Raw genomic sequence first — 18,060 nt, 5'->3', positions numbered from 1 at the left:
ATGCAAAACTTTTTACCCGTAACAAAGCAGGAAATGCAGCAGCGCGGATGGGATCAGGTCGATTTTGTATATATCACAGGAGATGCCTATGTAGATCATCCTTCTTTCGGTTCTGCCATTATCAGCCGTCTCCTTGAGAGTCGTGGATACCGTGTGGGAATCATCCCACAGCCGGACTGGCGTCATAAAGAAAGCATTCAGACTTTTGGTGAACCGCGCCTTGGTTTCCTTGTAACAGCCGGAAATATGGATTCCATGGTCAATCATTACACAGTCTCAAGGAAACATCGCCAGAAAGATTCTTATTCTCCGGGCGGCGAGATGGGACTTCGGCCGGATATGCCAACGGTCGTATACAGCAACCTGATTCGTCAGACATATAAACATACTCCAATTATCCTTGGCGGTATTGAGGCAAGCCTCAGACGTCTTGCTCATTACGATTACTGGGATAACCGCGTGCGTAGAAGTGTCCTTATGGATTCCGGTGCGGATCTGATTTCTTACGGAATGGGAGAGCATTCAATTCTTCAGATTGCCGAAGCACTACAGAGTGGACTGCCAGTTGAAGAGATCACTTACATTCCTGGTACTGTGTACAAGTGCAAAGATCTGTCCCGTGCATTCGAACCAATCGTTCTCCCTTCCTATGAGGAAGTTTCGTCTAACAAACACACTTATGCTGACAGTTTCGCAGTTCAATACCGTAATACAGATCCTTTTACCGCCAAACCACTTGCTGAGAGTTATGGAACCAGAGGCTATATTATTCAGAATCCTCCGGCACATCCGCTTTCACAGCAGGAAATGGATGATGTCTATGATCTGCCATATACTGACACCTGGCATCCGATGTATAATGCCAAAGGCGGTATTCCGGCACTGGAGGAAATTAAATTCAGTCTCACCAGCAACCGAGGCTGTTTCGGTGGATGTAATTTCTGTGCACTGACATTTCATCAGGGCAGAATCCTTCAGACCCGAAGCCATGAATCGATTCTGAAAGAAGCCATCAAAATGACAAAGGATCCTGATTTTAAGGGTTATATTCATGATGTAGGCGGTCCGACCGCAGATTTCAGACAACCATCCTGTCAGAAACAGCTGACAAAAGGAGTCTGTCAGAATCGCCAGTGTCTTTTTCCGAAGCCATGTGGAAACCTTCAGGTAGATCACACAGACTATGTTTCCCTTCTTCGAAAACTGCGCAAAGTACCCGGTGTCAAAAAAGTCTTTATCCGTTCTGGTGTACGTTTTGATTATGTTGTCGCAGATAAAAGTCCTGTATTTATGCAGGAACTGGTCAAATATCATATCAGTGGACAGCTTCGTGTTGCACCGGAACATGTTTCAGACCAGGTACTTCACTATATGGGTAAACCATCTCATCAGATCTATCAGACGTTTCTCAGAGAATATGACAAAGCAAATGAAGCTACCGGCAAGAAACAGTATGCTGTTCCATACTTTATGTCTTCTCATCCAGGATGTACGATCAAAGATGCCGTAAAACTCGCTGAATATGTGCGTGATCTTGGCTTCACCCCGGAACAGGTGCAGGACTTTTATCCAACACCATCCACACTTTCTACCTGTATGTATTATACCGGTATCAATCCACTGGACGGAAAATCGGTTTATGTACCGAAAGATCCTCATGAAAAAGCGATACAACGTGCGTTGATGCAGTACAAGAATCCAGCCAACCGTAAGCTGGTTCTGGAAGGACTGCAGCGTGCCGGACGCATGGATCTGGTCGGTTTTGGTCCGAAATGCCTAATTCGTCCGGAAAAGAAAAACAGTTTTTCTCCAGGAAACAAAAACTCTGGTTCATCACGCAGACCAGCTCACAGAACCACCATCCGCAATACACATAAGAAAAAAACGAAGAAATAAAACATTTAAAGGAGCATTACATGAGTAAAACAAAAAAACGTAATTCTTCCAGAAAGGGAGATTATGGATATCTTGCCTCCGAAAAGAAACGGCGGATTCTTATTACAGCTGTTTTATTTGCAGTACCTTTGCTGATTTTTTTCTCAGCAATGCTATATTTTCATACAAGACTGACTATCTGGACTGTGATAGCTGTTGTCGGCTGCCTTCCAGCCTGCAAATCTCTGGTCAGCCTGATCATGATCTTTCGCGCCAGACAAGTAGAAACATCTGTATACCGTAGGATTCATGAACATGCCGGCGAACTTACCATGTCTTATGAAATGTACATGACTTTCTATGAGAAAAGTGCAAACATTGACGCATTTGCAATTTGTGGAAACACTGTTGTCGGATATAGCAGTGATCCTAAAATTGACGTAGCTTTCATGGAGCGGGAATGTCAGAAGATTCTCAGAGGAAACAGTTTCAAAGCAACCGTCAAGATTTTTACCCGACTGGATCCGTTTCTGGAACGTCTTGATTCCATGAATGCACACAAAGAATCTCTGGAGGAGGGAATTAAATTCCGCCCGGACGAAAAATATCCGGAACTTTCCAGAAATGAACTGATCAAACACACTATTCTGGCAATCTGTCTGTAAAGGAGCTTTATGAAAGAATTCCAAATCACCGAAAACGAGGCCGGACAGCGCTTTGACAAATATCTTGCAAAACTACTCCGGAATGCACCCAAAAGCTTTTTTTATAAAATGCTTCGCAAAAAAAACATCACATTAAATGGCAGAAAAGCAACTGGAAACGAAAAGCTCAACACCGGAGACCAGATCAGACTGTTTCTCAGTGATGAAACTTTTTCAAAATTCAGTCAGCAGGAACAGACAGCAAGGGCCGTAACTGATCTGGATATCATCTATGAAGACACTGATATTCTTCTGATCAACAAACCGGCAGGTATGCTTTCTCAGCCAGATGATACCAAAGAACCTTCCATGGTAGAATACCTGATTGGATATCTTCTTCAAAATGGTTCACTGACAGAAGAAAATCTGCGGACCTTTCATCCTTCCGTATGCAACCGTCTGGACAAAAATACAAGCGGTGTTATCGCAGCCGGAAAATCTCTTGCAGGACTGCAGGAACTGTCAACGTTATTTCATGACCGTACCGTTCATAAAGACTATTTATGCATCGTTAAGGGAAAGCTTACCCGCTCGCGGCATATCCGTGGATATCTGCATAAAGATGCAAACCTGAATAAAGTAAGTGTTTCACCGACAAAAGAAAAAGATGCCCAGCCAATCGAAACACAGTACACACCTATCTGCAATAATGAGCATGCAACTCTTTTGAAAGTACGACTGATCACGGGCCGTACACATCAGATTCGTGCGCATCTGGCATCTGAGGGACATCCTCTGGCCGGTGATGCAAAATACGGCAGCCAGGAATTCAATCGATATTTCCGTGATCATTATGGGCTGAAACATCAGCTTCTCCATGCTTATCGCCTGACTTTTCCTGAACTTGAAGGAAAATTGCATAACCTGTCCGAAAAACATTTTGAGGCAGTTTTACCAGTGCAATTTCAACATATATTAAAAGAAGAACATTTAGAGGAGTGTAGTTATGAAAATCTGGAATGAAATCTGGGATTATGTAAAAATGATCATCATTGTTGTAGTAGTAGTTCTTGTTGTAAATAATGTTGTTCTCATCAACGCCAAAATTCCGTCTGAATCCATGGAAAATACGATTATGACCGGTGACCGTATCTTCGGTTTCCGCATGGCATATGGTCTGAACTTTGATTTCTTCGGCAAACACATTTCCTACAAAACCAAAGATCCGGAACGCTTTGATATCATCATCTTCAAATTCCCGGATGATGAAAGCCAGCTGTTCATCAAACGTCTGATCGGACTTCCTGGTGAAACCGTAGAAATCCGTGACGGTAAAGTATACATAAATGGCTCTGATGAACCATTGGATGACAGCTTCGTACCGGAGGTTCCGACTGGAAATTATGGTCCCTATAAGGTACCGGAAAACAGTTACTTTATGCTCGGTGACAACCGCGAATATTCCAGAGACTCAAGATTCTGGAAAAACACCTTTGTATCCTTTGATGAGATCGTCGGAAAAGCCATCGTACGCTATTATCCATCTATCAAACTTCTGAACTGAGAGGATTTTCCAATATGGCAACCTGGAACAGCAGAGGCCTCCGGGGTTCAACCCTGGAGGATCTCGTGAACCGAACCAATGAACAATATGCAGAAAAAAACCTTGCTCTGATTCAGAAAATTCCAACGCCGATCACACCAGTCCGCATGGACAAAGAAAACCGTCATATCACACTCGCATACTTTGAGCAACGCAGTACAGTCGATTATATCGGTGCTGTTCAGGGAATCCCGGTCTGCTTTGATGCTAAAGAATGCAGTGTTGATACTTTTCCGTTAAGCAATATCCACCCGCATCAGGTCGAATTCATGAACGCCTTTGAGCAGCAGGGCGGAATTGCTTTTTTTCTTATTTTTTTCAGTCATGCAGATCTGTTTTATTACCTTCCGCTCCGTGACCTGATGAAGTTCTGGAATCGCATGCAGTCCGGAGGGCGCAAAAGCTTTCGGCGCGAAGAATTGAATTCCATTTACTATTTACAGAAAAAAAATGGATTTCTTGTTCCCTATCTGGATGGAATCCAGACAGATCTGAAATTGCGGGATTGACATTTTCTATTTTTTCTACTATAATTTTCTTGTTTTACATAGTAACATGGTAGCACGTTAAAGTGCTTATCTGTAATGAGGAGGAAACGACTATGCAGCGAATTTTTCATACACCTGAAGGTGTTCGCGATATTTATAATGGAGAGTGCAGCCAGAAGCATCATCTTCAGACAGAAATCCGCAAAGTATTTGATTCCTATGGATATGAGGAGATTGAAACTCCTTCCTTTGAATATTTTGAAGTATTCAGCAGAGAAGTAGGTACAATTCCTTCCAAGGATCTGTATAAATTTTTTGACCGTGAAGGAAATACCCTGGTATTACGCCCGGACTTCACACCATCCGTATCAAGAGCCTGCGCTACTTATTTTAATCCGGAGCACCAGGTTATAACACTTTCTTATACAGGAAACACTTTTATCAATAATTCCAGCTATCAGGGCCGACTCAAAGAGACCACTCAGATGGGTGTAGAACGTATCGGTGATGATTCTGCCGAAGCAGATGCAGAACTTCTCGCCATGACAGTTGAATGCCTTTTAAAAGCCGGATTAAAAGAATTTCAGGTCAGTGTCGGACAGGTTGACTATTTCAAATCTCTTCTTCAGGATGCCAATCTGGATATCGAAGAAGAAGAAAATCTCCGTTCCCTGATCTCCCAGAAAAACTATTTTGGTGTAGAAGATCTTGTACGCAGCCAGAATATTCCGGAATCTCTGGAAAAAGCTTTTCTGGAACTTCCACACCTGTTCGGCTCTTCAGAAATTCTTCAGAAAGCACGCAGTCTGACAGACAATATCTGTGCAATCAAAGCGGTAGAACGGCTGGAAGAAATCTATGAAATTCTCAAAATTTACGGATATGAAAAGTATGTCAGCTTTGATTTCGGTATGCTCAGCAAATTCCAGTATTATACAGGAATCATTTTCCAGGCATATACTTATGGAACCGGTGAACCAGTCGTAAAAGGAGGACGTTACAACAATCTTCTGAAACATTTCGGCAAACCTGCTGCCTCCATTGGTTTTGGCATCACTGTCGATAATCTCCTTATGGCTCTGTCCAGACAGAAGATTTCACTTCCGGAGAAAAAAGCACCAGTCATTCTTACCTATACAGAAGCTAATCGCCGCGAAGCCATTCTGGAAGCGCAGAAATTGAGAAATGAAGGAACGGCTGTAGCTCTTCGCCGTGAAAAGGAGGACTGCTGATATGAGATATCTTACCGTTGCCCTTACGAAGGGAAGACTTGCACAGAAAACGCTGGATATGTTTGAACAGATTGGAATCACCTGCGAAGAAATGCGTGACAAAGATACCCGCAAACTGATCTTTGTCAATGAAGATCTGAAATTACGTTTTTTCCTCGCCAAAGGACCTGATGTACCAACTTACGTTGAATACGGTGCTGCCGATATCGGCGTCACTGGCAAGGATATCATTCTTGAAGAAGGACGTAAGCTTTATGAAGTAATGGACCTCGGATTCGGGAAATGTCGTATGTGTGTCTGTGGACCGGAAAGTGCCCGTGAACTGCTTCAGAACAACCAGTTGATCCGCGTTGCAACCAAATATCCAAACATTGCCAAAGACTATTTTTATAATAAGAAACATCAGACAGTAGAGATCATTAAGCTGAACGGTTCCATCGAACTGGCTCCGATCGTCGGACTTTCCGAAGTGATCGTAGATATTGTTGAAACCGGAAGCACCCTGCGTGAAAACGGTCTAAATGTTCTTGAAGAAGTCTGCCCACTTTCTGCAAGAATGGTCGTAAACCAGGTCAGCATGAAAATGGAAGATGAACGAATCCGTAACCTGATCCGTGATCTCAGAAATGTGATCAGTAAATAATAACCAACAGAAGGGATGAACATAATGCGTACAGTAGCACTTACAAAAGAAAGTACAAAAGATATTCTGGAAAATCTCCTGAAACGAAGCCCAAACAACTATGGCAAATTTGAAGCAGCAGTTGACGAAATTCTGAACAAAGTAAAAACAGAAGGCGATGCCGCTCTTTTTGCCTATACAAAAGAGTTCGACAAAACAGAGATCAGTGCAGATACGATCAAAGTAACTGAAGAAGAAATAAAAGAAGCTTATGAGGCAGTCGATCCGGCTCTGATCGATGTTATCCGCAAAGCACTTGTTAATATCAGAAGCTATCACGAAAAACAGCGCCAGAACAGCTGGTTCACCAGTGAAACAAATGGTACCATGCTTGGACAGAAAGTAACTGCCCTTGAACGTGTTGGTGTTTATGTTCCGGGCGGAAAGGCTGTTTATCCTTCTTCCGTACTGATGAACATCGTTCCTGCCAAAGTAGCTGGAGTAGACCAGATCGTTATGACAACTCCTCCGGGAAAAGACGGTAAAGTCAATCCATCCACTCTGGTTGCAGCCAAAGAAGCCGGTGCAGATGAAATTTACAAAGTCGGCGGAGCACAGGCAATCGGTGCACTTGCTTACGGTACAGAAAGTATCCCAAAAGTTGACAAAATTGTAGGACCTGGAAACATCTTTGTAGCGCTTGCCAAAAAAGCGGTCTATGGCTATGTCAGCATTGACTCCATTGCCGGCCCAAGTGAGATTCTGGTTCTTGCCGATGAAACAGCCAATCCAAGATATGTAGCTGCCGACCTTCTTTCACAAGCAGAACATGACGAGCTTGCTTCTGCCATCCTGATCACGACAAGTAAGGAACTTGCAGCAAAAGTCAGCGAAGAAGTTGACGGTTTTGTCAAAGTCCTTTCCCGTAAAGAGATCATCCAGAAGTCCCTCGATAACTTTGGTTATATTTTAATTGCAGAAGACATGGATGAAGCCATTGAAGCAGCCAACGCCATTGCTTCTGAACATATGGAGATTGTAACTGCCAACCCATTTGAAGTAATGATGAAAGTAAGAAATGCCGGAGCAATCTTTATCGGTGAAAACAGCTCTGAACCACTCGGCGATTATTTTGCCGGACCAAACCATGTTCTTCCGACAAATGGAACAGCAAAATTCTTCTCCGCACTTTCTGTCGATGATTTTGTAAAAAAATCCAGTATCGTGTACTATTCGAGAGAAGCTCTGCGTAAAATTCATAAAGACATTGAACAGTTTGCAACTTCAGAACAGCTGACTGCACATGCCAACTCTATTGCTGTCCGTTTTGAAGACGAAGAACAGTAGGAGGAAACAGATATGGCAAGAGAAGCATCTGTAGAACGTAATACAAAAGAAACAGAGATCAAACTCAAACTGACTCTGGATGGAACTGGTTATTCTGATATTGAAACCGGCGTCGGTTTCTTTAACCATATGCTTGACGGTTTTACAAGACATGGCCTTTTTGATCTCTGCGTTCGTGTCCATGGCGATCTGGAGGTAGATGACCATCATACAATTGAAGATACCGGTATTGTCCTTGGTACTGCGATCAAAGAAGCAATTGGAGACAAGAAAGGAATCCGCCGCTACGGAAGCTGTATCCTCCCAATGGATGAAGTTCTTGTACTCTGTGCAATCGACCTTTCCGGCCGGCCATATTTTTCATGGGATGCAGAGTTTACTTCCGAAAAGATCGGAGATATGTCCACTGAAATGGTAAAAGAGTTTTTCTATGCTATTTCTTATTCCTGTGGCATGAACCTGCATATCAAAGTACTTACCAGTGGCAACAGCCATCATGTTGCCGAAGCAATGTTCAAAAGCTTTTCCAAAGCATTGGATCAGGCTGTTTCCTATGATCCACGCATTACAGATGTACTCTCTACCAAGGGAAGTCTTGCATAAGGAGGAATACACATGGCAGATAAACTACTGATTCCATGCCTGTATCTGCAATCAGGAAAGGCAGTTACCGGATTTGGTCAACGAAATCTCTTTGGAGAAGGAAATATAGAAGATCTTGTGCGTTTTTACCGAGATAACGGAGCAGATGAACTGCTGGTTTTTGACTTTTCGTCTGGAGATAAAGAGCATGATCAGGCTATTGCAAATATCAAACAGATTTGTGCGATTGCTGAAATTCCTGTTATGGCAGCTGGAAATATCAATCGCATGGAAGATGTCAAAAAGCTTCTTTATGCCGGATGTGCCAAAGTTGTTCTGAATTTTTCCAAAGAAAGTAATATTTTACTTCTTGAGGAAGTATCCAAACGTTTCGGTAAAGAAAAAATGGTCATCAGTATTTCTTCTATGGAAGAATTTGCAGATAACCAAAAACTGATTGAAAAGTATGCAGATGAAATTCTTGCATTGGATACGATTCAGGACGAAATCGCAACGAGTTCTGATATGAAGGTTATTCTTCATACAGAAGAGAGTAAAACAGATGCCCTGAAAGATCTTCTCAAAAAAGAATCTGTACATGCTTTAAGCGGTGCTTATATCAGTTCTCTTGAGGTGAAACTTATTAATTTCAAAGAAGACTGCAAAGCTTCCGGAATTCCGGTCATTACTTTCGAAAGTGCTATCAGCTGGTCTGATTTCAAACTCAACAATGACGGATTGATTCCGGTGGTAGTTCAGGATTACAAAAACGACCAGGTACTTATGGTAGCATATATGAATGAAGAGGCCTTCCAAAATACTCTGAAAACTGGTAAAATGACTTACTGGAGCCGCAGTCGTCAGGAACTCTGGCTCAAGGGTCTTACTTCCGGTCACTTTCAGTATGTAAAATCACTTGCGCTGGACTGCGACAATGATACAATCCTCGCTAAAGTCGATCAGATCGGAGCAGCTTGCCACACTGGCAGCCGCAGCTGCTTCTTTAAACCTCTGGTTCAGAAGGATTATAATGACACAAACCCGCTTCATGTTTTCCAGGATGTATACGACGTGATCGCAGATCGCAAAATTCATCCTAAAGAAGGCTCTTATACAAATTATCTTTTTGATAAGGGTATTGATAAGATTCTCAAAAAAGTCGGTGAAGAGTGTTCAGAGATCATCATTGCGGCCAAAAATCCTGACAAAGAAGAAATTAAATATGAAATTTCGGATTTTCTGTATCATGCCATGGTTCTGATGGTAGAAAAGGGAGTTACCTGGGAAGAGATTACCAGTGAACTTGCCAGAAGGTAACCCATGTCTGCAGAATATCCCACAGGAGAATTATCTTGGAAACAAAGACAGATAGACTTTTTATAATCATACCGGCATATAACGAACGAGAAAATATCCGACAAGTACTTGATGACTGGTATCCTGTCATTCAGGCGCATTCCGGAAACGGTGAATCCCGCCTGGTTGTGATTGATGACGGAAGCAAGGATGATACATACATAATAATGCAGGAATATGCAAAAGAACACCCTTTGTTCAGCCCTATCACGAAAACAAACAGTGGACATGGTGCAACTGTTTTATATGGATATCATTATGCACTTGATCATGGTGCAGATTTTGTTTTTCAGACTGATTCAGATGGTCAGACACTTCCCTCTGAATTTGAACAGTTTTGGGATCAGAGGGAAGCATGGGATATGGTCATTGGGTGGCGAAACAACCGTCAGGATGGCGGCAGTCGTATCTTTGTTACTCGTATTCTACGCCTTGTGATTCGTATCTGTTTCGGTGTTTCCGTCAAAGATGCCAACACGCCATTCCGTCTGATGAAGGCAGATACTCTACGCAGATATATTGACCTGATCCCTAATGATTTTAATCTGTCCAATGTGGTCTTGTCAGTAATCTATGCAAAAAAGGGATGCCGCGTCAAATATCTGCCAATCACTTTCCGTCCAAGACAGGGCGGTATCAACTCGATTAATATGAAAAAGATCTTCAAGATCGGTCGCCAGGCACTGAAAGATTTCCGGCAAATCAATCGTGTACTGAACCGAAAATAGCAAATTTAAACTAATCTTCAAAAAGGATTGTAATGTTACTTTTACAATCCTTTTTAGTTTTGCCTCGAGATATTGTCTGAAACCTTGTTTAATAACGAAGAATTTTGTGATATACTTCTATATAGATTACAGCTATTGCACGTCTGTATAAAACAAGGAGGCTCCTATGAAAAAGAAAATACTTGCATTAACATTATCTGTTGCAATGCTCACTACTGGAGCATTGACATCTGTACCTGCTGCAGAGTTTGAAGATACTTCTATTTGTGCTACCGAAGTTTCTTCTGATGCTATCGAAGACTTTGATTCCCTTGACACAAGAGAGGATACAGAAGTTGAATTTGACAATACTGATAGTAATTTTAGCAGTGAAGAGAATATAGATTATTCCTATGAAGGTATTGATTCTTCAGACTCAGAATTTATATCTGATGAGACAGAAGTCTTTACTGAAGATGTTGGAATTGATGATGATATAAATCCAGAGAATTCTTCTGTTTCGGAAACTCCTTCGCGAGAGCCATTAAAACCTGCTGTCACTGAAAGTATTGTAACCGGTCTTGAAAAACCTTTAAAATTCTATCCAGGCAAGTTTTATGATTTTACTGTAACAGGTGCTGGAATGGATAATACTGATCCAATAGAAAATGATGAGAGATGGGAACCATTATATTGGAGTACAAAAAATAATCCTTCAACTATTCAAGTTAACACTCGATGGAGAATCGGCTCATCAAAAGGCATTATGGAATCCAATACATATTCTATGTATATTTTCTTTAAAAAACAGTTTTTTGATTGTAAACATGGATGGGAATACACAGAGGATATTCAATCTTTACGGATTACTTTTGAGTCTGATTCTATTACAACATCAGAATTAGACAGTTGGATTAATTCTGATAAGGATGAATATGGTAATCCTATTCCTACCGAACCACCTACAGTAACGCCAACACCACCTACAGTAACGCCAACACCACCTACAGTAACGCCAACACCACCTACATTACAAATGAGGGTAAACACTCATTCCATCACACTACGCACAGGACAGTCAACTTCATCTGTCAAGGTTACAAACGCTACCCCTTATTTTCGTGTAGTTGCGTGGTATTCTGATAATACTTCTATTGCAAAAGTTAACCCTTATGGAAAGATTACTGCCGGCAAAAAGCCAGGCAAAACTTATATTACAATAGTAATGTCAACTGGCGAAGCTGCTAAAATAAAAGTAACTGTACAAAAAGGAAAAATAAAAACAAAATCCATTTCTGGTCTTAAAAAGAAAGTATCTGTAAATAAAGGGAAAACTTTAAAATTAACTCCTGTGTTATCACCACAGACATCACAGGAAAAGATCAGCTATAGTTCTTCTAATAAAAAAGTTGCTACAGTGTCTTCCAAGGGTATAATAAAAGGAATAAAAGCCGGAACTACAAAGATCACAGTAAAATCCGGAACAAAAAAATTTGTTGTAACTGTAACTGTGCCTAAAACAACCACAAAGAAAATCACTGGTATTAAATCCGCGATTAAACTAAAAAAGGGCAAAACTTATAAACTGAAACCTAAAAAAGTACCAGCAAACAGCGATTATAAAATATCTTACAACAGTTCTAATAAAAAAGTTGCCACAGTTAGTTCCAAAGGCGTTATCACCGCCAGAAAAAAAGGTTCTACAACAATAACAATTAAATCTGGTAAAATCAGCGTTAAGTGCAAAGTCACAGTAAAATAAAAAGCGAAATCACTATAAAATATTTGACAAGAAGTTGAAAGGAGATTTGAATTATGACTTACAAAGAAAAAAAGCGTTCTATGTTTCTTGGTCTGCCATGGACCTTTACTACTTATACCGTAACTGATGAGTTCATATCAATCGATTCTGGTTTGCTCAACAAAGTGGAGAATGACTGTTACATGTACAAAGTAATTGATGTCCGTCTGGAAACCACTCTGATGGAACGAATCCTTGGTATCGGTACCATTCACTGCTTCACTGGAGATGTAACGGATCCTGATCTTAAATTACAGCACATAAAAAATGCCAAAGAAATTAAAGATTTTATCCTGAAACAATCCGAACAGGAAAGACTAAAAAGAAAGACCTTAAATATGCAGCATCTGGATGGTAATCCGGAAGTCAGCAGAATGGCCGCAACGGACAGCTGCAGATCATAAATAAACGGATAATCTAATGTATTGATAATATAGAATACCTGTGGTAGCATAAGTAATATATCCTGATAAGCAGGAGGTAGGCTTGTGAATGAACAATTACTGAAAATGAATGGCTTATCGGTGGAAATTCTGAATGCGTTGTCATTTGAATCACACCTGGGAATTTCATTGAAGAAGAATTTGCATTATTTTGATAAGGATTTATTAATTGCCGAACTGATGACAATGACAGATTAGTTGGATGAACAGGAAGTTCTTTCAGATATCGCGTTAGATTATAGAGTCAAGAGTTTAGATGCCATACTTTTGAAGTATGATCGTTATTATCCCAATCATCAAACGCGAAAAGTGTTTAATGATATTTTAGGATTCCGGGCTTTTTGCGATAGCTATGACCAAGCATTAAAAGAAGAAGCTTCGGGCTTCCGAATTGCTGATATGTCAAATGGAAAGTCATTGGATGACGGATATAGGGGTGTTCATGTGTACTATCAAAAGAGCGGAAAACATTATCCGATAGAAATCCAGTTCAATACACTGTTTGATAGACAACTGAATAACTGGCTTCACGATTACTTGTATAAAAAAAACTATCCAATAGATATAGGAAAAATAATGCGTAAGAAATATGAACATGGATTGATTCGGAATGAGCATGAATTTAAGGAGGTGCTGAATAATGTGTTATCTAGTAGCGAAAGATCGTGATGCACATGGTTGTTTTGCTTTAAAAATGACTCATGGAAAGCATCTGGTGGAATTGAAAAGAGAATTGAATAAAGCAGTTGGATATAAAGGTATACAACTTGTAACAATCAGTAGACCAACAGCGTATGGCGAATACGCACCGTATCACTTTGTGGATACAGAGCAAGAGTTTCAGACTCTTGTAAAAGGACTTCGACCATAAATCAGAGATTATCTAATATACCCTTGCTGGAGTAATCTAGCTGGGGTATTTTTATATCAATTTTCCTGATATTTTCATTTTTTTTGAAATCACTAGCAGAAGTGTTAGTGATTATCTGAAATATGTCCGTATAATAATAATTACAGATAGTATTTGCAGAAAAATCTGACAACATTTTATTCCAAAGATGAAAGGAGAATCAGGTATGAGTAAAAAAATGAAAATCTTTACAGCAGGTGCGTTAGGAATTATGATGGCAGGTCTTGTTTGTACAAATGTTTACGCATTAGACAACAAAGATGTAGTTGGTACATGGTACGCAAACAGTCTTTCTATGGACGGTATGAATGAATTTCATCCAAATGCGATCATGATGGAAATGTCAATGGAAATCAGTGAAGACGGCAACGGTAAAGTAACAACATCTTCCGAATCAGAAGAAGCAGACGTTAATGATTTTGAATGGAAGATTGACGGAGATAACATTATCATAACCTCAGATGATGAAGTTATGGAAGGCACCTATGAAGATGGAAAAATCACAATCAGCATGGATGGAATGACCGTAACTCTTGGACAGGAAAAAGAAGAATATAAACCTTATGAACCTGGAAAAGCACTCACAGACACCAAACTTGAAGATTTTGATGGTGAATGGAGCAGTTCCATAATGTCTGCGTTTGGAATGCAGGTTCCAACCGGAACACTCTTTGATATGCAGTTTAATCTTACAATCGATGGCGGTAAAGCAACACTTGTAACAATTGAAAGCGGAACGGAAACCACCACTGAGCTTGAAGGCAATCTGGACACAAATGCCCTCGTATTAAAATCAACAGAAGAAAAAACCGAAGAAGACGCCGAAGACTATTCATTATTCGACACAGATACCATGAGATTATATCTTCTTGATGATGGCAAATTATGTTTCACATCTGCTGACAGTATGGATGATCCAGAAGAAACACAAGAAGCTGCAGACGGTGAAGACAGTGAAGATTCCATGGATTGGACTGTAAAAGTATTCTTTGACAAATTGGAGAAAAAATAACATAAATTCTCTTACTCTTTGAAGGAGGTTTAAATAATGGGATTATTTGATAAAAAGAACTGTGATATCTGCGGTGAAAAAATTGGACTTTTAGGAAACCGCAAACTGGACGATGGAAATCTGTGTAAGAACTGTGCCAGCAAGCTTTCTCCTTGGTTTGAAGAAAGACGCCACAGCACCGTAGAAGATATCAAAAGGCAGCTGGAATACAGAGAAAAAAACAAAAATGCTGTTCGCAGTTTCAGTATCACTCGTGAATTTTCTGCAGACAGATATCATGTGTTTATCGACGATAACAAAGGATTGTTCGCCGTAGCATTTAATATGAGCGAACAGGATAATCCGGATATCGTACCTCTGTCTGCAATAACCTCCTGTCGTTTAGACATCGATGAACAGCGAGTAGAAGAAGAATACAAAGATCAGGATGGTGAATCCAGATCTTATGTGCCACCAAGATACAACTATTCTTATGATTACAAGATAAAACTTGGCGTTAACACACCTTGGTTTGATGATATGGACTTTAAGCTTAATACCTTCTCTGTAAAAGATCACGAACGAGCTAAAATGATGAATTATGAACAGCTTGCAAGCCAGATCATAACTGCACTTACCGGCGCACCGGCACCCGCACCGGTTTATAGCAATGGCATGATGAACCAGGGTTACCCGCAGCAGGGCAACATGATGAATCAGGGCTACCCACAGCAGGGCGGCATGATGAATCAGGGCTACCCGCAACAGGGCAATATGATGAACCAGGGCTACCCGCAACAGGGTAACATGATGAACCAGGGCTACCCGCAGCAGGGCAATATGATGAATCAAAATGCGCCACAACATGGTACTATGATGAATCAGAATGCACTACAGCAGACTTCTGGTGATACATGGGTATGTGCATGCGGTGCTACAAACACAGGTGCTTTCTGTGAATACTGTGGATCACCAAAACCGTGATACTGAATTAATACTACTGAATTAAAAGGAGGAATACGGAATATGTCTGATGTAATAGAATATAAGTGTCCATCCTGTAATGCCTCGATGGTATTTGATTCTAAATCTCAGCACATGAAATGTCCGTACTGCGATACGGAAATGACGGTCGAAGAGTTTCAGCGCACGCAGAAATCCGAAGATACACAGACGACCGGAAAATCAATTTCAAACGACAACTGGTACTCAATGAGCACCGGTCAGTGGCAGAATGATGAACTGAACGGCATGCGCGTCTACAGCTGCCAGTCCTGTGGAAGTGAGATCGTAGCTGAGGAAACAACAGGAGCAACGACCTGTCCGTTCTGCAATAATAAAATAACTATGAAAGGTCAGTTTTCAGGTGACCTGAAACCAGATTATATCATCCCATTTAAACTGGATAAAAAAGCTGCCAAAGAAAACTATTATAAGCATCTGAAAGGTAAAAAATATCTTCCCAAGGTATTCAAGAAAGAAAACCATGTGGACGAAATCAAAGGCGTATATATCCCATTTTGGCTGTTTGATGTAGATGCAGATGCTCAGATTACATATGAGGCAGAAAAAGTCCACTCTCATACATCTGGTGATACGGAATATACAACACGTGAAATCTATAGTGTCTATCGTGAAGGAAGCATAAGCTTCGATCATGTTCCCGCAGATGGTTCCAGAAAAATGGATGATACACTGATGGAAGCCATTGAACCATATAATTTCCAGGAAGCAGTACCGTTTCAGCAGGCTTATCTGGCAGGTTACCTGGCTGACCGTTATGATGTCAACGTAAATGAACGTATAGACAGAGCCCGTGACAGAATTCGTGTATGTACTGAGAGAGCTTTTCGTAAAACCGTCAGAGGTTATAACGGTGGTGCCTCAGTTAAAGACAGTAATGTACAGATTCATAATGCCAGTTACTGGTATGCCATGTATCCGGTATGGCTTTTAAACACCACCTGGCACGGTCAGAAATTCACATTTGCTATGAACGGTCAGACCGGAAAAATGGTTGGAGATCTTCCGATTGACAAATCAAAATTCTGGAAATCCGTAGGAATTCGCACCGTCCTTATCTGGGGAGTGCTGTACGGTCTGAAATGTTTATTTTTAATGTAGCAGGAAGGAACAGATAATATGAAGATAAAAAAGAAAATATGGGGCTGCCTGCTTTCTCTTCTCTGTATATTTATGCTGGTACTTCCGGTAATGGCTTCTGAAAGCCCGGAAACAGATTCTGAGGTTTCTGCAGTGACTTCCGAAGAGTCTGCAGTACCTACTGAGATTCCTGCAATTCCGGAAGAACGTCAGAAACCACTTCTTGTGGATGATGCTGGTCTTTTAACCGAAGAAGAGAGCAGTGCATTATTAAATAAACTTGAGGACATCAGCCAGAAATATGAAAATGAGGTCGGCATCGTTACCGTCAACTCTCTGGAAGGTAAAACAGCCGAGGCATATGCTGATGACTACTATGATTACAATGGCTACGGATATGGAGAAAACGATGATGGTCTGCTTCTTCTGATCAGCATGGGCGAAAGAGAATGGGCAATCTCTACTTATGGATATAGTCATACGGTAGCTTTTACAGACGCTGGTCTTGAATTCATCAGCGGTGAATTCAAGAGCAAGCTTTCCAGCGGAAACTATGCAGATGCATTCAATTGTTTTGCTGATCAGTGTGATGATTTTCTGAGACAGGCAGCAACCGGAGAACCATATGATGTTGACAATATGCCTTCAAAAGGGAAGGTTCATCCATTCTGGCTCGTTACCGATTTAGTTGTCGCTTTTCTGATTTCCTTTAGACTCGTTAAATCTAAATCAAGGAATCTTAAATCCGTAAAAAAACAGGAATCCGCAGAAGCTTATGAGCGTAAAGGTTCCATGTCGCTTCGAAGATCAACTGACAGTTTTGTCAACAGGATCGTCACTCAAAGAACTATCAGAAATGAAAAAGACAGTTCTTCCAGTTCCTCTGGCGGAAGCTCATCACATACAAGTTCTTCCGGCCGTTCCCACGGCGGAGCCAGCGGCAAATTCTGACAACGGATAGCAAATCCGAAAAACTTTGTCATTGCTCAATATTCAGGCATTATAGTATAATGTAGTTAACAGGTTACCGCTCAATATCCGACCGGTAACCTGCATACTTTAGATACTTTTTTCTGGAAAGGGATCGTAATGCCATATCATAAGAAAAGGTTTTTATCATATACGATTGTTATATTATGCTTTTTGACAGCGTATACATGCAGGCTAATTCACACCAATAATTCTTTAATACAAGCTTTAGTTGATCAGAGCCGTACCAGTATTTATCTTGGAATGTATTGTGCATGGGTCATTTATCTGAACAAACATGTTGTATATAAAAGAATGCGTCAGTGCCTGACGGTCATTGGCTGTTTAATGGTATTCTGGTTTTTTCTGCGCACTGTAAAATACCAT

20 protein-coding genes are annotated in these 18,060 nt (G+C 40.8%); all 20 read left to right on the top strand.

Annotated features, from left to right (window positions below; all coding sequences use genetic code 11):
- The 20 genes from NQ503_RS09170 (at position 1) to NQ503_RS09075 (ending at position 17,655) form a co-directional block, all read left to right on the top strand.
- Positions 1–1,896 (top strand): YgiQ family radical SAM protein, encoded by a 1,896-nt coding sequence (locus NQ503_RS09170; RefSeq protein ID WP_005424628.1) that lies wholly within the window; start codon positions 1–3, stop codon positions 1,894–1,896.
- Positions 1,897–1,916: 20 nt separating this feature from the next.
- A complete protein-coding gene (locus tag NQ503_RS09165) occupies positions 1,917–2,540 on the top strand; it encodes a hypothetical protein (protein WP_005424629.1) in 624 nt (207 codons plus the stop codon).
- 9 nt (positions 2,541–2,549) lie between these two features.
- Positions 2,550–3,542: an RluA family pseudouridine synthase gene (locus NQ503_RS09160; RefSeq protein WP_022389314.1), complete on the top strand. Its 993-nt coding sequence runs from the start codon at positions 2,550–2,552 to the stop codon at positions 3,540–3,542.
- The gene (gene lepB, locus NQ503_RS09155; RefSeq protein ID WP_005424631.1) at positions 3,526–4,083 is read left to right on the top strand and encodes a signal peptidase I; all 558 of its coding nucleotides are present in this window, start codon (positions 3,526–3,528) and stop codon (positions 4,081–4,083) included. The genes NQ503_RS09160 and lepB overlap by 17 nt, the downstream gene beginning before the upstream one ends.
- Positions 4,084–4,097: 14 nt before the next feature.
- The gene (locus tag NQ503_RS09150; protein WP_022389315.1) at positions 4,098–4,631 is read left to right on the top strand and encodes a Holliday junction resolvase RecU; all 534 of its coding nucleotides are present in this window, start codon (positions 4,098–4,100) and stop codon (positions 4,629–4,631) included.
- A gap of 92 nt (positions 4,632–4,723) precedes the next feature.
- Positions 4,724–5,842, top strand: a complete 1,119-nt coding sequence (gene hisZ / locus NQ503_RS09145; RefSeq protein WP_005424634.1) for an ATP phosphoribosyltransferase regulatory subunit — start codon at positions 4,724–4,726, stop codon at positions 5,840–5,842.
- Position 5,843: 1 nt separating this feature from the next.
- The gene (gene hisG / locus NQ503_RS09140) at positions 5,844–6,485 is read left to right on the top strand and encodes an ATP phosphoribosyltransferase (RefSeq protein ID WP_005424635.1); all 642 of its coding nucleotides are present in this window, start codon (positions 5,844–5,846) and stop codon (positions 6,483–6,485) included.
- A gap of 24 nt (positions 6,486–6,509) precedes the next feature.
- Positions 6,510–7,811 (top strand): histidinol dehydrogenase, encoded by a 1,302-nt coding sequence (hisD, locus tag NQ503_RS09135; RefSeq protein WP_044925566.1) that lies wholly within the window; start codon positions 6,510–6,512, stop codon positions 7,809–7,811.
- Positions 7,812–7,823: 12 nt separating this feature from the next.
- Positions 7,824–8,414, top strand: coding sequence for an imidazoleglycerol-phosphate dehydratase HisB (gene hisB, locus NQ503_RS09130; RefSeq protein ID WP_005424637.1), 591 nt, complete (start codon positions 7,824–7,826; stop codon positions 8,412–8,414).
- A gap of 12 nt (positions 8,415–8,426) precedes the next feature.
- Positions 8,427–9,710, top strand: a complete 1,284-nt coding sequence (gene hisIE / locus NQ503_RS09125) for a bifunctional phosphoribosyl-AMP cyclohydrolase/phosphoribosyl-ATP diphosphatase HisIE (RefSeq protein ID WP_005424638.1) — start codon at positions 8,427–8,429, stop codon at positions 9,708–9,710.
- Positions 9,711–9,745: 35 nt separating this feature from the next.
- Entirely contained in the window at positions 9,746–10,477 is a 732-nt protein-coding gene (locus NQ503_RS09120) for a glycosyltransferase family 2 protein (protein ID WP_044925568.1), read from the top strand.
- Positions 10,478–10,643: 166 nt separating this feature from the next.
- Entirely contained in the window at positions 10,644–12,218 is a 1,575-nt protein-coding gene (locus tag NQ503_RS09115; protein ID WP_005424640.1) for an Ig-like domain-containing protein, read from the top strand.
- A 53-nt stretch (positions 12,219–12,271) separates the two neighbouring features.
- On the top strand, positions 12,272–12,661 hold the full coding sequence (locus tag NQ503_RS09110; protein ID WP_005424641.1) for a PH domain-containing protein: 390 nt from the start codon (positions 12,272–12,274) through the stop codon (positions 12,659–12,661).
- 84 nt (positions 12,662–12,745) lie between these two features.
- The gene (locus NQ503_RS09105; protein WP_005424642.1) at positions 12,746–12,898 is read left to right on the top strand and encodes a hypothetical protein; all 153 of its coding nucleotides are present in this window, start codon (positions 12,746–12,748) and stop codon (positions 12,896–12,898) included.
- Positions 12,899–13,369, top strand: a complete 471-nt coding sequence (locus tag NQ503_RS09100; protein WP_242650148.1) for a nucleotidyltransferase family protein — start codon at positions 12,899–12,901, stop codon at positions 13,367–13,369.
- Positions 13,341–13,571 (top strand): DUF6718 family protein, encoded by a 231-nt coding sequence (locus NQ503_RS09095; protein WP_044925569.1) that lies wholly within the window; start codon positions 13,341–13,343, stop codon positions 13,569–13,571. The genes NQ503_RS09100 and NQ503_RS09095 overlap by 29 nt, the downstream gene beginning before the upstream one ends.
- Positions 13,572–13,776: 205 nt before the next feature.
- Entirely contained in the window at positions 13,777–14,622 is an 846-nt protein-coding gene (locus tag NQ503_RS09090; protein WP_129795702.1) for a hypothetical protein, read from the top strand.
- 36 nt (positions 14,623–14,658) lie between these two features.
- Positions 14,659–15,585, top strand: coding sequence for a DUF4428 domain-containing protein (locus tag NQ503_RS09085; RefSeq protein ID WP_005424647.1), 927 nt, complete (start codon positions 14,659–14,661; stop codon positions 15,583–15,585).
- Positions 15,586–15,627: 42 nt separating this feature from the next.
- On the top strand, positions 15,628–16,725 hold the full coding sequence (locus NQ503_RS09080; RefSeq protein WP_044925570.1) for a TFIIB-type zinc ribbon-containing protein: 1,098 nt from the start codon (positions 15,628–15,630) through the stop codon (positions 16,723–16,725).
- A gap of 18 nt (positions 16,726–16,743) precedes the next feature.
- Complete coding sequence (locus tag NQ503_RS09075; protein WP_005424651.1) at positions 16,744–17,655, top strand: TPM domain-containing protein; 912 nt, start codon at positions 16,744–16,746, stop codon at positions 17,653–17,655.
- Positions 17,656–18,060 lie beyond the last annotated feature (405 nt).

The organism is Blautia obeum ATCC 29174 (assembly GCF_025147765.1).
Classification (GTDB): domain Bacteria; phylum Bacillota; class Clostridia; order Lachnospirales; family Lachnospiraceae; genus Blautia_A; species Blautia_A obeum.
Note: the sequence above shows the minus strand (reverse complement) of the source record. Positions and strands in the feature narration are given on the sequence as shown.